At 65.3% G+C, this 15,207-nt stretch carries 9 protein-coding genes; 4 read left to right on the top strand and 5 right to left on the bottom strand.

All coding sequences use genetic code 11. The features are described 5' to 3' along the window. The first annotated feature begins 64 nt into the window (after window positions 1-64). The 3 genes from NDW01_RS41095 (at window position 65) to NDW01_RS41085 (ending at window position 5,133) form a co-directional block, all read left to right on the top strand. A complete protein-coding gene (locus NDW01_RS41095; protein WP_252829955.1) occupies window positions 65-2,455 on the top strand; it encodes a tetratricopeptide repeat protein in 2,391 nt (796 codons plus the stop codon). Next, a complete protein-coding gene (locus NDW01_RS41090; protein WP_252829954.1) occupies window positions 2,452-3,378 on the top strand; it encodes a hypothetical protein in 927 nt (308 codons plus the stop codon). The genes NDW01_RS41095 and NDW01_RS41090 overlap by 4 nt, the downstream gene beginning before the upstream one ends. 453 nt (window positions 3,379-3,831) lie before the next feature. Next, a complete protein-coding gene (locus NDW01_RS41085) occupies window positions 3,832-5,133 on the top strand; it encodes an IS256 family transposase (protein ID WP_252829953.1) in 1,302 nt (433 codons plus the stop codon). A 472-nt stretch (window positions 5,134-5,605) separates the two neighbouring features. On the opposite strand, the gene NDW01_RS41080 is transcribed toward NDW01_RS41085, so the two are convergent. Next, window positions 5,606-9,220 (bottom strand): ATP-binding protein, encoded by a 3,615-nt coding sequence (locus NDW01_RS41080; protein ID WP_252829952.1) that lies wholly within the window; start codon window positions 9,218-9,220, stop codon window positions 5,606-5,608. A 322-nt stretch (window positions 9,221-9,542) separates the two neighbouring features. Then, the gene (locus tag NDW01_RS41075; RefSeq protein WP_252829951.1) at window positions 9,543-10,100 is read right to left on the bottom strand and encodes a hypothetical protein; all 558 of its coding nucleotides are present in this window, start codon (window positions 10,098-10,100) and stop codon (window positions 9,543-9,545) included. Between the two features lie 1,332 nt (window positions 10,101-11,432). Between NDW01_RS41075 and NDW01_RS41070 the strand changes: the two genes are divergently transcribed. Beyond that, entirely contained in the window at window positions 11,433-12,809 is a 1,377-nt protein-coding gene (locus NDW01_RS41070; protein ID WP_252829950.1) for a ricin-type beta-trefoil lectin domain protein, read from the top strand. A gap of 171 nt (window positions 12,810-12,980) precedes the next feature. Here NDW01_RS41070 and NDW01_RS41065 read toward each other — a convergent pair whose 3' ends face one another. The 3 genes from NDW01_RS41065 to NDW01_RS41055 all read right to left on the bottom strand — a co-directional run bounded on the left by NDW01_RS41065 (window position 12,981) and on the right by NDW01_RS41055 (window position 15,097). After that, the gene (locus NDW01_RS41065) at window positions 12,981-13,592 is read right to left on the bottom strand and encodes an integrase core domain-containing protein (RefSeq protein WP_252829949.1); all 612 of its coding nucleotides are present in this window, start codon (window positions 13,590-13,592) and stop codon (window positions 12,981-12,983) included. Window positions 13,593-13,798: 206 nt separating this feature from the next. Then, window positions 13,799-14,131 carry a hypothetical protein gene (locus NDW01_RS41060; protein ID WP_252829948.1) on the bottom strand — a complete coding sequence of 111 codons (333 nt, stop codon included), beginning with the start codon at window positions 14,129-14,131 and terminating at the stop codon, window positions 13,799-13,801. 90 nt (window positions 14,132-14,221) lie between these two features. Then, complete coding sequence (locus NDW01_RS41055; RefSeq protein ID WP_252829947.1) at window positions 14,222-15,097, bottom strand: HEAT repeat domain-containing protein; 876 nt, start codon at window positions 15,095-15,097, stop codon at window positions 14,222-14,224. Window positions 15,098-15,207: the final 110 nt, after the last annotated feature.

Genomic DNA, 15,207 nt, shown 5'->3' with positions numbered 1-15,207 from the left:
GGAACTCCTCGACGACCGGACCCGCGCGCATCCATGGCGGCTCGGTGGCCTGGCGTTCCCGCTGATGGTGCTGGAGGCGACGGCCCCGGGGATGGACGCCGACGCGTACATCGACGCGCTCGCGCAGAAGGCCACCGCGGCGGACATCCCGTATGTCGTCCTCACGCCTCCGCACGTTCCCGAAGACACCGACGCTCCAGCCGAGACCGCCCCTGAGACGACCGGCACCGCGCCCGGCACGGGCGACGCCTCGCCTGGAGGCAGGGGCATTTCGCCGGTGGGGGGCCGTGACCGGAGCGGCACGGCGACCGGCCGGACCCCGCCGGAGATCGCCCTGCTCGACTCGCTGGCCAAGCCGGGCGCCTGGCCAGGCGACCGTCCCGCCGGCCGCTACCGGTTCCCCCGGTCGGACCTCGTACGGTCCTTCGAGGAGGCCGTCCGCAGCGCCGCCGAGAAGAACCGGGCGCAGCCGTCCTCGACCACGCCCGCCGAGGAGTGGTACGACGCCGCCGTCTTACTGCCATGGACCCGGCGGCCGCTGACCGCGCCGGTCTGGTGGTCCACCGTCATCGTGCTCATCGCCGCCATCTTCGGCGGCATCGCCCAGGGCATCGCCGACAAGACACGCATCGGCACGCTCCTGGCCGGATGCTTCGCCGTGCTGGCGGTCGCCGCGCTCGTCGTGGGCCTGTCGAACCGCAGGATCTGGCTGCCCATCCTGTCCCGCGTCGGGTTCGGTACGCGGTACCGCTGGCTGGCCGCCTCGTCGTTCTTCGCGGTCCAGGGCAACCGGGGCTTCGGAGGTCGGCTGCACCTCCAACTCGACCAGATCCACAAGGCCCTCACGGCCGCGTCGGCCGACGCGGCCAAGGCGGCCGATTTCTGGCTGCAGGTCAAGGCGTTCGCGTTCCTGGAGGACCTGCGTGCCCGGCACCGCAAGCTCTCCTTCACGCTCCGGGGATTTAAGCGGCCCGTCCCGTCCGTGGTCTTCCTCAGGGGCATCACCCGCCAGAACGGCGGTGTCGGACTGCTCCTGGCCATCAGCGACGTGCGCAGCCGCCGCAGCGAACTGCATCCCCTGCTGGTCGTGGCCTCGGTCGACCACGCCCACCACGCCGACATCGACGACCTGCCCGGCGCCCTCCCCCCCGAAGAGGGACTGTCTCCGCAGGGCCGTCACCAGAACTGGATCGCCTCCCTGGCCCGCACCCAGGGGCCCAGCGCCCAGGTCGCCCTCCCGTGGGTGCTACGGCTGCCGATCCCGGTCAAGAACCCGCGCCGCGCGGCGCCTCCGCCGCTGAAACCACGGACCCGGCCGTGGTGGGCTTGGCTGTCGCGGCTGCTCGCACTCGCGGCCGACATCATCCTGCTGGTTGGAATCATCGCAGGCTTCGTGGCAGCGGTCGATGATGTTGGGCTACGGCCGGTCTGGGCAGCGACGGAGATCTGCCTTGTGATCCTTGGCTTGATGATTCCCCTGGTCAGAGCGGCACGGAGGCAGAACACCCAACGCAGACGTGTGTTGGAGGCAGTCGATGCGGTGTCGCGAACCACCCAACGAGGGCTCGATGTCCGGTGGGTCATAGAGGCTGAGCCGATCCTGCGGAGATTCGTGCGCTTGCGGTTCCGTCGGGACCCGCGGATGATCGCTGCAGCAGCGAATCTCGCCGCCACTTTGCGGGCCGGAGGTTGCCCCGCCGAGGCCGAGCTGATCCTCGATAAGGCTCTCGCCGCTGCACGCCGCCTCAGAGTCACCGACCCCACGCGGGACCTTCGGCTGCGCGCCAACCACGCCGCCATCCGGCTGGATCTCGGCGACGCTCCAAGTGCCGCCAGGCTACTTCGCGAGGCTCTGGACGACGCGGAACGTGAACTCGGGCCCGAGCATCCCGAGGTGATCTCCGCCCGCGGCGACCTTGCCGCGGCGCTGCGGGCGCTCGGACGACTCGACGAGGCGGAGGCGCAGAGCCGTGCGGTGTTGGAGAGCGCCGAGCGCCTTCCCACAGCCGATGCCGAGGAGATTCTTCGGATTAAGAACAATCACGCGGCAATCCTGCGCGATCGCAACGCCTCCGGGGAGGCCGAGACGCTGCTGCGGTCCCTCCTTGAGGACACCCACCACCCCCTGAGCTCAAGCCACGCGCAAAGCTTGACCATCCGTGCAGGGCTAGCCGCCCTGCTGCACGACCGCGGCCAACATGCCGAAGCGATCAACCTCCTGGACGAAGTGGTCATCCAGCGCTCCCGCCAACTGGGCAATAAGCACCCTGCAACGTTGGAGGCACGGAGCAGCCTCGCGTTCGCCCGCCTGTCGGCCGGAGACACCGACGGGGCCGAGCGTGACTTCGCGGCCGTGCTCGAAGACGCCGAGGACGCCACTGGCTATACCGGCCTGCCGACGATCATCGAGCGGGCGAATACCGGTCTTTCGATGGCCCAGGGAGCCGGCACGTGAACGGCAGGCCCCGGCCCCTAGTGCATGGGCTGGCCGTCGCGGTGACCACCTCGGGGGTCGGACTGTCCATCAACTTCGCCACTGATCACTTTCACAGCGTCCTGGCCTGGACGGCCGTGGCTGTCGCCACCTTCCTCACAGGCATTGCAACCGGCGTGGTCGAACGCACTTGTGTCACGGAGCCACCTCCCGCTCCGGAGATTCTCCGTGACCGCGTGATCATCGAGATCGCGATCGACCCAAGTGGCCGCACGACGATCAAGGCCAACGCCGAAGGGCCCAACGCGGTCGGCCACGTTAACGAGGCGCTCGGAACGATCACACCCCTCCTATCGTCGAGGGCGCTGCCCAAACCACTGGTGGTAGCGCTCGTGACGAGCCGCCGCAAAACCGGGATCGCCCGCCAGATGGGGAAGCTTGAACGACGATATGCCGGATCCGGCGAGCTCGACGTCCGCCTGTGCCTCGACAACCGGGCCACCAAACGCCAGGCCACGCTCCGCACCGCCGACGTCGTCGTCATCGACGACCGTTGCGACATGCTCGACGACGGAACAACGCCCCACATACGAGGCCTCAACCTGGCCGCACTAAGCGGTCCCAATGGCGACCAACTGGGCGCCCTAGCCATCATCCTGGCCTGTCACGACGCCGCCGGACAGGAACACACCGCGGCCCTACGACGCAGTTTGGACCGACCCGTAGCGTTCCTGGGCTGCAATGACGCCGTGCCCACAGCCCACCGCGGACATCTCTACCTCGCACTGCTCGATCGCCTCGGCGCACTCGCCGGCACCCACGCCGACACCGAGCAACTGCGCACGACGCTCGCCAACACGCTGCTCCTCGTCCAGAAAGAACGCCCGCAGCTCAAACGGGCACGCTGGACGACCGACATACTGGCTCCGGAATCCTGCCCGTAAAAACAGCGAGTTTTGATCGCTCCCCGAGAAGTACGAACAGCGCAGGAGTCCTCGGCGCCGTGCTCGCTCGCCTTGTCTGACCGCAGCCGCACCTTACGCCGGACCACACTGCTACGGGCTCGGTCGCCAGGGCCCCGCGCGCCCATTCGGCAACCCGAAATTTGCCCCGAACCACCGCGGAGTGCACCAACCTTGCGAGAATGTGCGTTCTCTGAGGTTACTGACTGCTTTTCACGCACGCGATCGACAGGACATCGCGCCGGCTCACCGTAGATACGACACCCCGATACGCCGCCTTTGGTCGGCTTCAAACGGCCTCTCGTTCACAGGTTGTCTGGGGCGCTTCTATGATCCATCGGCCAGATCGGTTGGTCTTAGCGACGAGGAGCCCCTGCGGCACCCGGGGGGACTGTACGGTTTTCGGTGTAACTCCTGATCAAGGAGTTACACCCGATGACGACAACTGAAGTGAAGGCGGACGCCGCGGTGGCTGAGCCTGGTAAGCCGGCGAAGGGCAAGGACGCCGGGCAGGGCGGTGATCTGATCGACCAGCTTGTCGCCCAGGCCCGTGCCCAGGGCCTGGACCTGACCGGCGAGGGCGGGTTGTTGCAGCAGCTGACCAAGCGGGTGCTGGAATCGGCGCTGGAAGGTGAGATCACCGATCACCTCGGCTATGACAAGCACGATCCGGCCGGCAAGGACAGCGCCAACTCCCGCAACGGACGCCGGTCCAAGACCGTGACCACCGACATCGGGCCGGTCCAGATCGACGTGCCCCGCGACCGGGACGGCAGCTTCGAACCGCAGATCGTCCGCAAGCGGCAGCGCCGACTGACCGGCGTGGATGAAATGGTCCTGTCACTGAGCGCCAAGGGCCTCACCCACGGCGAGATCTCCGCTCACCTGGCCGAGGTCTATGGCGCGAATGTCTCCAAGCAGACCATCTCCACCATCACCGACAAGATAATCGACGGCATGACCGAATGGCAGAACCGGCCGCTGGACGCCGTCTACCCGGTCATCTTCCTGGACGCCATCCACGTGAAGATCCGCGACGGGCAGGTCGCCAACCGCCCCATCTACGTCGCGCTGGCGGTCACCGTCGATGGCACCCGCGACATCCTCGGCCTGTGGGCCGGTGAGGGCGGCGAGGGCGCCAAGTACTGGCTGCAGGTCCTCACCGAACTGAAAAACCGCGGCATCGCGGACGTGTGCATGGTCGTCTGCGACGGCCTGAGTGGCCTGCCCGACGCGGTCGCCCACGTCTGGCCCCAAGCGCTGGTGCAGACCTGCATCGTTCACCTGCTGCGCAACAGCTTCCGGTATGCCGCCCGGCAGGACTGGGACAAAATCGCCAAGGCCCTCAAACCCGTCTACACCGCCCCGACCGAATCAGCCGCGATGCAACGGTGGCTGGAGTTCGCCGAGACCTGGGGCACCAAGTACCCGGCGATCGTGCGGCTATGGGAGAACGCCTGGGCCGAGTTCGTCCCGTTCCTGCAGTTCGACCCCGAGATCCGCAAGGTCGTGTGCTCCACCAACGCCATCGAGTCTGTGAACGCCCGGATCCGCCGGGCGGTCAAGGCCCGCGGCCACTTCCCCAACGAACAAGCCGCGTTGAAATGCGTCTACCTGGCGGTGATGAGCCTGGACCCCACCGGCAAGGGCCGCAAACGCTGGATCACCCGCTGGAAAGCAGCCCTGAACGCCTTCGAGATCACCTTCGAAGGCCGCCTGGCCGCCGCCCGCAACTAGACCCCGCAAGATCGAGTTACACCGTTAACTGGACAGACCCCACCCGGGGCAGGGCTTATTCGCAGGGGCTCCGCGATGGCCCCAGGTTCCTCTAGCGGACCTGTGGCCAGCAAGGGTGGACGGCGCCAGATCACGGTCAAGGCGCACAAGAGCGAACCCATCACCGCGGTCGAGGGTTCTATGTGACCGCACAATTCCGGTGGCGACGGCGCAGTGTTGACCGAAGCGCTCGCTTCCAGGTTCGCCGCTCAGATACGTGTGTGGACGTAACATTCGCTGGAAAACTGGCATGGGCCCGGTTGTAAGCGCAAAGGCTCCTAGGCCGAGACCTGGTTATCCTTCATCGGTTCACGGGCAGGGCGGCTGAGACGAGGACCAGGGTGATCAGCGGCAGAAGAGGGCGTTGCGGCAAGCGCACGGCCGCCTTCAGGCCACGGAACTGGCTGGTAGAGGGCTGCGCGCCGGGACGTGATCAGTTGTCGGCCTGGTAAGGGAAGTTTCGACGTGTGTCTTCGGCGCGCTCGTCCTCGGGGGGCACCGTGGCAAGCCACTCCCGAGCGTGGCGTTCACAGCTTGCCACCGCTGGCGGAGGCAGGTCCGTACGGCGCAGTAGCCGGGTCAGCAGGTGAGGGAAATGAATGCTCGACGATGCTTGATCCTGATCCAACCAGCGGAGCGCGTGAGAAATTGCCCGCTCAGACTCGTCCGGTAGCAGGTCGAGGCGTTCCAGGAGAGAGATAAGGATGGCGCCTCTGTCCAAGGCCGAGTCGGCGTCCAAGTGCCTGAAGGCAAGCCCGATCGCTTCGCGGACCTCATCGGGAGCCAGATCGCGCCGCAGGAGCAGCGCGTTGATGAGCGGCCGCTTCCGCTTCAAACCCCTGCGGGATCGGCATTGCTCAACCGCAGCGGTGACGAGGCGGCGGACCTGCTCAGCGTTCAGGGACGAACACCGACGTAGCATCACTGTGAGGAATTTCGGGTCGGAGCCTGTATCGACCAGGACCATGGCAGCATTCGTGAGCCGGGCGGATTCTTCGGCAGTAAGGTCATCCCTGCGCATGAGCGCGGTGATGACCAAGCGTATATCGGCAAGATGATTCGCGCTTTGAAGCCAGCCGAAGGCCTGATCGATGACAAACCGGGCCTGTTCGGCATTGATCCGACCGTCCTCGAGCATCCTATAGATTACTACCGGATCCGCCTCGTTCTCGCGTATCTGCGACCATAGAATCGACAAACACTTCTCTCGGTCCTGATCACTGTCGAGCAGCGCGTGGATGAGTGGACGCCGGCTGGGCTCGGGCGGATGCTCCCGCAGCCAGCGCAGGCTGATTTCACCGACCTGGTGTCGTTGCGATTCGGTGAGCGTTCTGGCCCGAAGCAAGGCACTCAGAACAGGTGCGCCATCTTGTTCGTGGGTTTCCACCCAGGACAAGGCCGTGATCACAGTCGAGTTACGGAACTCGCCAGGAACATCCTCGAGCGTCAGAAGGAGGCGTACCACCCTAAAAATCTGGGCCTGGGGGTGCAGGTCCCGCCGAAGCCAGGTCAAGGCACAACGGGCTGCCTCTATCCGTTCGGTACGAGTAGCCGCGTCAGCGAGCAACCGGTAGAGGACCTCAGGTGTTGCGGCCCAACGAGGTTGCTTTTCGACCCAGGCCATCGCGCGATTCAGGACGAAGCGACGCTGCACCGCGGTGAGTTTTGTTCGACCGAGCAGAGCCAAGATCACTCGGTGGGCATCTGTCTGAAGGTAATTTCGTGACAGCCAGGACAGGGCTGCGTTGACGATCACAGCTGGAGCATGCTTGGCCCGAATAACGGCCGCCAGGAATGAGGTGGCTTCTTTTCTTGACTCCGCCCAGGCTAGCCACCGAGCACCAAGTTCCTCCCACCACTCGGCGACGGTCCAGCACCACGGGCGGTCGAGCAGCATGGTCAACAGCACGTGCTCGCCATCCTTGCCCGCGGTGGCCAGTAGCTCCCCCAGCCGCGCCCGGTGCTGAACGAGCCACTGCTCGCAGAAGCGTTTTAGGACGGCAGCCTGATGTCGCTTTGTCTGCGCCGAGAGATCCGCCATGATTCGGCGAAGATGCGCGGCCAGCAGCGCGAGTGATCTTATGTCCCGGCTCAAGGCCGCAAAGACCGCCTCCGCCGAAGGTTCGTGGATGCCATAGCTCGGTGGCGGAAGCATCGAGTGCAGGACGAGCTCGTCGGTAACGATGTCGTGGACGGTGACGAGCTGACCGTTGACCTCCTCCAGCCAGCCCAGCCGCAGGAGATGCTCAACCGCCAGCACGCCGAAGTTGTCCCCCGGAAGATTATCGACGACGGCTTCTATGTCTTCGCGCGGTTGCGGGCAGGCGGCTACCGCCACCGCACATGCCAATTCCTGCGCGGAGGGCGCTGCCATGCTCAGAGGCCCCGGGGGTGTCCTGACGGTACCGGTGAGCTGATCGTGTTGGAGCGCGTCCCGTAGCCATGGGCGCAGCTTGCCGGCATGTGAGTTCACTACTTCCGGCACCGGATGCCCGTCCGTAAGGCACCTCTCAATCGCCTGCGCGATGAGCAACGCGATGATCGGGCGTTGACCGCATGCCTCCGCCATGGCGGTCTCGCCCAGGTTCTGGACGGAGGCAGGTGCGACCGTGTGGATGATGTGCCCGGCGACCTGCGAGCGGTACGCCTGATCGTTGCGGAGGTGCACCGGTTCGAAGAGGAACTCAGCTCCTCCCCGGTGCATGAGCTCATTCTCCGAGCCGGGACGCGTTGAGGCCAGCAACGCAACGTCGATCTCCGACCGCTTGGCGTCCGCCAGGAACTCGTCGGCCAACGCCCGCAGGTCAAGCTGCGAGTACCCGTCGAGGTGATCGAAGATCAGCAGGATGCGGCCATGGCCAGATTCAAGCAGGTCGGCGCTGAGATGCTCGACGGTCACCTCCGGGCTCGCCAGCACGTGCAGCACCCGCCACCCCTGGGCATGAGCTATTGCCGCGACTTCCAAGCAGGTACGAGTCTTCCCCGCCCCCGCGGGGCCGATGATGAGCACACCGGGAGGATCCGCGGCCGACAGACGGGCGAGTAGTCGCGCAGGGTCGGCCTCGTGATCCGCCCCCGGCCCCGCGAACGGCAGTTCGTTGTCGAGCAGAAACGTGTGCCTACTGCGCAGCCCTTGGAGTATCTCCTCATGCGTCAGCACTGACCTTTGCCGCGGCTTCAGGTTAAGGATGTCCCATGCCTGCTTGGCCCGGGTCGAGGAGGCGTTGAGAAGCGGGTGGGTGTCCTTCCGCAACAGGTTCAGGTCGACTACGGCCCCCATCGCGTCGTAGCGGCCAGCGTTCACTGCAAGACGGTCACGAAGTCCCACGCCGTCTGTGGGGGCGGCTGCGATGCCATCCAGGGATGTGGCGACGCCTGTCCAGTCGGTTTCGTCTGGACTTTGCAGTTTGAACCCGAGTATGCGAAGCCGGGTAAGGAGCGCCCAGGTCACCTCTAACACCTCGGCGTGAGTGGCTGTTCCATCCAGTGCGTCCGAAACCATCTGCCGCAGCTGCGTGTAGCGGCCGCGGACGCCTTGCGACCAGCGGCCTTCGGTCTCCAGGGCGGTATGGAAAGCGTTGGCGTTAGCGTTCGTTCGAGCGATATCGCACAGCTTGGCAACCTGTTCCCATTCCGTCTTCCATCCTGCGACCGCTACGGCAACCTGTCCGTTGGGGTGTGCGGCTACTTCGTCAAGCAGTGACTTCACCAATTTGACCGTCGTCGTGTGACTCGGAACAAAGTGTGGTGTTGCTCGGCATGCGATGGCGAGCTCAACTTCGCGGTCCCCCGCCACGACGAGGAGGTCATCAACTGGGTGCGCAGGCCCGGTTTGGAACGCGAGCGACCGGACCGCAAGCTCGTTCGTTTCGGTGCGACGGCTGCCGGTGAGCATGCTCGCGAGGTAGATGACAGCGACGCGGTGGGCAAAGGTGACCCCGCCTCCGCCAGTCGAGTACGCGTTCGACCCGCTCGATGCCGTCGCCACCGTGTTGGTGGCGCTGGGAGTCTCGCTCGAACTGTTCATCGCATCTTTCAGCAGGCGCATCTCGCAGTCTTCACCGCTCCGCTTCGAACAGCACTCTACGACGGCCGACCGACAACAACCGAATCAATCTCTCGCGCTACTCCTCGGGCGTCTCGGCAGGGGCGACGGCGCGGGAATGCCGGGCGGACTCGGTACTCAGGATCGGGACGTCCAAGGCGGCGTTGCAGACTGGGCATGAGGCGCGTAGTCCGCGCCGTGCCGGGCGATGCCCTCCGATAGCGCGGCGTCGAGGTCGTAGGCAGCGGGGCTCCGGTCGAAGGACTCGTTCTGGTCAACGAAGCGACAGCCGACCAGTACCAGTCGGCTGTCGCGCTCGGTCACGCTACAGCGAGTTGGCGACCAAGAAGGCGCCAGCGTGGGCGGCCGCCTCCTCCGAGCTTGCGCACTCCCCCTCTGTCTGGTGCTCGCCGTTCGCCGCGTTGGCGCTCCAGCACCAACCGTCGTCCTCCGGATCCCAGTAGATGTTCGCAGTACCGCCGGCCAGCTCCACCGAGACCGGGGGCCGTTGGTCGCTGGCGTTGACGACTCCGGGCCACCGGCTGCGGGCGGCCTGGCGGGTGATCCCCCATGCCTGGCCCAGTTGCGGGTATGTGGCGCCATGCTGCCCGGCATTCTTCGCCGCCAGGCTGGCGATCCGCTCGGCGGCCGGGCCGACCTCCCGTAGTAGCCGCAGTCTCGCCAGGTTGGTCGGCCGCCCTGCCATCGCGACTTGCTCGGCGGTACGGACACGTCCAGGCTCCGGCAGTCCCTCGATCGGGGTAACCAGGTCGTTAGCGAACTCCCACACCAGGGTCCCGATGGCGTCGGTGAATTCCTCGATCAGTTCCTCGCTCGGTTCGGTGTACGGGGGACCGGCAGGCCGAACCCTCTCAGCAGTCATAGGACAATCCTAGTTGTCATCGACAGCTGAAGTTGTCAGTTCAGCTGGATTGTCGACGCTGATCGCTCGTGAAGCCGGTGGGCTGACGGGACAGCTCGGTGAGCCTCGTCTCGACGCTGTGGCCAGCGGGCGCTCGGACACGGTGTCCCTCAGGATCTCCACCAGCCCGCGGCCGATCCAGCCCTGAGCTGTGGGATCTTGCCGAGGGTGGGGGCGGTCGTCGCCGACCTCGGCCGGGCTTAGAGCCTGGCCATGAGTGGATCCCTGGGATCGGTCAGCGGGCGCCTGCCTGCCATTGCACGCTCCTCCCCGGATGGGGGCGCGGATGATCTATCTGACGACCAGGCCAAACGTCGCCATGCGCGCGTCCAATCCCGGTAAGAAGCGGCGGCCGGAGTGACTTAGAGAATGGGGGTCCCCGCAGGTGGCGCGGTCAGTGACCGCCTCCCGTGCACCGGTGCTCTTGCGAGAACGGCCATTCCCTCCAGTCGAGGATCACTCGGACTCGATGTGGGTTGCTGGCGCTGCGATGCGCGAATCCCGCCGGGAGAGGCCCCGATTCGCAGGACGCTGTCGATGGCGTCGTTCATCATGTGACCGTAAGCCGACGGCAGGGAGTGAACATGGCGTTGATCGATAAAGAGTGGGTCGCAGCCCGCGTCGGCGAAGCTGCCGTGCCGCCATCGGCGCAACAGGACGCGTCTGTCGGTCGCCTTCGCGCGCTGCTCGACCGATGTGCTACAAGGTTCACGCAGCTTGCACCCGGAGTAATCCCCTCCGCAGTCGTGCCACCACGCCGCGGTCTGCACCCGGATGAGGCCTCGGCGTTCCTCCGTACGGTCGACCAAGGACTCGCGGTCGTCGACGAGGCCGGAGGTTGCGTCCACGCAGGTGGTGTACGAGTTTCCGCTGATCAGGGGCATAGCGTCGTGAACTGAGACGGCCATCGCGTGATCCTTTCGATTAGCCAGTTCGAGATCGAAAGGGAGACATCGCGATGGCCGTCAGTGACAGTGTGGACCCCGCAGGCTGGATCGCCGAGGAGATCGGGGCGTGTGAGCCGGATCTGGTGCGCCGCTGCCGCGAGGTCAAGCCCGCGCTCGACGGATCACCCCCACGTGCGTGGGGAGCACGCGGTCTCCGATTGTGCGACGGCTACTCGGCGGTATTGACAGGATTGTTAACAGTGGAAGACCATTCCGTGAGAGCGCTCTCCGCCCCTGACCCGCACCCTCCCATCGACCGGGCGCTCGTTGTGTCACTCCCCCGCCTGTCGGCCTGGGGCCGACTCCGGTTGCGCCTCGCAACCGAACCCTGGAAGAGGTACGTGTGATGATCGCGGATTCCCCCGCCGCGTCCGCGCGGAGACGTCGCCGGCCCTTCGGCCGCCTGATCATGGCCGCTGTCGCGGTGTCGGCCACAGTGGCCGCCACCGCAGTCGCGGTCCCGAGCGCCGGAGCGTCCATCCCGCCCGCCCCGTCGGGCTGGAACACCGTCTTCAGCGACGACTTCACCGGTCCTGCCGGCTCGGGTCTCAACACCGGTGACTGGCGGTACGACACCGGTACGGGTTACCCCGGCGGTGCCGCGAACTGGGGTACCGGCGAGGTCGAGACCATGACCAGCAGCACGCAGAACGTCTACCAGGACGGCAACGGCAACCTGGTGATCAAGCCGCTCCGCGACGGCAACGGCAACTGGACCTCCGGCCGGGTGGAGACCCAGCGCACCGATTTCGCTGCTCCCGCCGGCGGGAAGCTGCGCATGGAGGCATCGCTCCAGCAACCGAACGTCTCCGGAGCGGCCGCGGCCGGCTACTGGCCAGCGTTCTGGGCGCTCGGCGCGGGGGCCCGGCCGGTCGGCGCCACGAACTGGCCGAGCATCGGTGAGATCGACATGATGGAGGACATCAACGGGCGCAGCTCGGAGTTCGCCACCCTGCACTGTGGATCGAACCCGGGCGGCCCGTGCAACGAGACCACCGGCATCGGCAGTGGCGAACGCGCCTGCGGGGGCTGCCAGACCGGCTTCCACCAGTACGCCGTGGAGTACGACCGCAGCGTCTCGCCGGAGCATCTGCGCTACTACCTCGACGGCAACAACTTCTTCACCATCAACGCCAACCAGGTCGACGCCAACACCTGGAGCAACGCCGTCCAGCACGGCTTCTTCATCATCCTCAACGTGGCGATGGGCGGCGGGTTCCCGGCCGCGTTCGGCGGCGGCCCGACCGGCTCGACCCAGTCGGGCGTACCGATGCTGGTGGACTACGTGCGGGTGCTGACCAGTGGTGGGGGTGGCGGCAACCCGCCGCCCCCGTCGGGCGGAGGGGCGATCACCGGGTACGCCGGGCTGTGCCTGGACGACCGCGCCGCGGACACCACGAACTTCAACCCCGTCCAGGTGTACACGTGCAACGGCACCCCGGCCCAGCAGTGGACCGTGGTCGAGGCCGGCAGCACACTGCACGTCCTGGGTAAGTGCCTGGACATCAACGGCGGCGGTACCGCCAACGGCACCAAGGTCGACCTGTACGACTGCAACAACACCGCCGCCCAGGTATGGATCCCGCAGTCCAACGGGTCGCTGTACAACCCGCAGTCCAACAAGTGCCTCGACGACACCGGCTGGTCCGCGACCCCCGGCACCCAGGTGGAGATCTGGGACTGCACCGGAGGCTCCAACCAGCAGTGGCACCTGCCCTCCTGACGGTCCCGTCCGGTGGCCACTGTCACCAGAGGGGCTTGGTCGAACGCCCTGGCCCGGGCCTAATTCCGGGTCAGGGCGTCCCACCGGCCCCCGAACATTGCTCCGGGATTGTCGAACACGCCCCGGCGGAAGGCGATAGACCCGTCCGGCGCTGCCCGGCACGGAGCCCCGTCACCCGCACCTGTGCTGTGCCAAAATGACGAACACCGTGGCCGAGCCGGGCGTTCGCAGGGCTGTCAGGCTTGTACTGCTCCAAAACTCGTCACGGTCCTTGTGATACTCGTTGGTCACACCGCCGAGGATTTTCCGTCGGCGGATCGGTGTGTCCGACAGCGCGACCACTGGCTCGTCGGAGTCGGGCGGTTGCTGCCGGCGGGACTGGCGGGGCCTGTGGCGGTTGTAATGGTCGGTGCACTCGCCGAGCACGGACCGTAGGTGCCGATCGTTGTAGATCAGCATCCGATCGGTGCACTCGGCCCGTACGGCGCGTACCCACCGCTCGGCAAAGCAGTTCGCCCGTGGCGTCCGCGGCGGCGTCTTCACAACCGTCACACCCTCAACGGCGAAGACCTCATCGAACGCGCCGGTGAACTTGCTGTCTCGGTCCCGGATGAGGAAACAGAATGAGCCGATCCGGTGCCCAAGATCCGTGGCAAGGTTCCGGGCCTGCTGGACGGTCCGACCTCCGGTCGGGTTGGCGGTCACCCCCAGGATGTGCACGCGCCGGTTTCTCACCTCCATGACGAACAAGACGTACAACCGTTTCAGCACGATCGTGTCCACGTGAAAAAGTCGCAGGTTAGCATCTCCTCGGCCTGGGTGCGGAGGAACGCCCGCCAGGAGGTGTCGAGGTTACGCGGCGCCGGACCATGCCCTCGGGCCCGCAAGATCCGCCGTATGGTTGATTCACCGACTTGGTACCCGAGTCTGACCAACTCGCCGTGGACTCTTCGGTACTCCCAACTCGGGTTCTCCCGTGCCAGCCGGAGTCACCAAGTTCTGAATCTTTCGGCCGATCCCACGACGGCCAGGCCGATTCGGGTATGTCCACGTGCGTTTGACCAGGCGGCGGTGCCAGTCCAGCGGCGTGCCCGGCGTGACCAGCCGATGCGAACGCAGCACCGCAGGCAGCAACCGGGCCAGCCCTGCGGGACGGCCCGGTCGGCCCAGTCCACCTTCGGGCGGGCGACCTGACGCCGCAGCACGGCGGCCTCATGACGGAAAATCATGATCTCCGCGTCCTTGGACGCCTGGCTACGCGCCAGCAGCACCAGCCATCCGAAGACCCGAACCATGATCAGATACAGGAGACGAAGTGCCACAGACCGGGATCTTGCCCCAACCCGGCCGTTCACCCAAACCGCAGGCCAGCACCGCTGCGACTAGTTCTGGAGCGGTACAGGGCCCCAGGATCAGTCCCATTTCCGACGCCGGTAGGCCTCATTGGCCAAACTCGCCACAGTATCTATGTTCCGACAACAGAAGGGGACCTCTGTAGCAGGTCGGCCCCCTGATGAAATACAGTCTTGAAGAATTTCTCTTACGAGTGGATCGCTGCGGTGAGACCACCACTCAAGCCCAATGGCCGCCCCCCATCTTTCCGCCCGATGACGTCCATGCAAACGTCGTTCAAGAGCAATTGAGAGACGAGGATCATTTGGTAGGGCAACCAGGCCGCTACTAATTGCGACAGTCGCCGCCACTTGCGAGTCGGTCTCGCTCGCCAGTACGTCCGCGAGAATAGGGACTATCTCCTCACGCCTCTCCGGAAAGAATCCCAATATATATGCCGCCCAGATTCGGGCTTGGCGATCATTACCCTTCAGCAGATCAATAAAGAGCGGGACACCTTCCTTTACCGCATCATAAGCCGCCACTTCATCTGGATCCAGTTCATATGAATCTGGCATTATCTCGGATCCTAGCGCCCCAACAGACGAACGCAGCAGGCGCGCAGCGTTTCGGCGCATCAAATAGGGGTTGATTGTGCCGCTCAGATATTCATAATCATCCCCGAGTGCAATTAGCGACAACAGCTCAAGAATGCTTACGGTTTCCATACCGGCCTCCGCCAGAAAAAGCAGAAAAGGAACGGCATGTGAGCTCGCACTAAAACGCGAGCCTTGATGTACCAGGCGACTAATTACTTCATTAAATGCATCCTTACGTTCCTCGTAATTGTTCGATGCTAGCTTGAGAAGCACGTTCGGAAGACTCGCAGAATCATCATGGGCATCTAGTAGAGAATTCCAGTCGACCTGCCCCAAATATTCTTCGCCATTCGCCATGAAATCCCCTCGATAGGGCACTGAAAATATCAACAAAACTATCCATGTTACTGGGCCAGATTATGCTAACGCATCGGCTGCGGTGGCTCACCTTCCGATGAAGGTGAGCC

It is taken from the genome of Actinoallomurus soli (assembly GCF_024055715.1).
Lineage (GTDB): Bacteria > Actinomycetota > Actinomycetes > Streptosporangiales > Streptosporangiaceae > Actinoallomurus > Actinoallomurus soli.
This window is presented reverse-complemented; position numbering and strand designations above follow the sequence as displayed.

Excerpts from the sequence above, each read along its gene's own strand:
- NDW01_RS41095 (WP_252829955.1), top strand. The coding sequence starts at position 65 with ATGGTGCTGGAGGCGACGGCCCCGGGGATGGACGCCGACGCGTACATC.
- NDW01_RS41085 (WP_252829953.1), top strand. The coding sequence starts at position 3,832 with ATGACGACAACTGAAGTGAAGGCGGACGCCGCGGTGGCTGAGCCTGGT.
- NDW01_RS41080 (WP_252829952.1), bottom strand. The coding sequence starts at position 9,220 with ATGCGCCTGCTGAAAGATGCGATGAACAGTTCGAGCGAGACTCCCAGC.
- NDW01_RS41075 (WP_252829951.1), bottom strand. The coding sequence starts at position 10,100 with ATGACTGCTGAGAGGGTTCGGCCTGCCGGTCCCCCGTACACCGAACCG.
- NDW01_RS41070 (WP_252829950.1), top strand. The coding sequence starts at position 11,433 with ATGATCGCGGATTCCCCCGCCGCGTCCGCGCGGAGACGTCGCCGGCCC.
- NDW01_RS41055 (WP_252829947.1), bottom strand. The coding sequence starts at position 15,097 with ATGGCGAATGGCGAAGAATATTTGGGGCAGGTCGACTGGAATTCTCTA.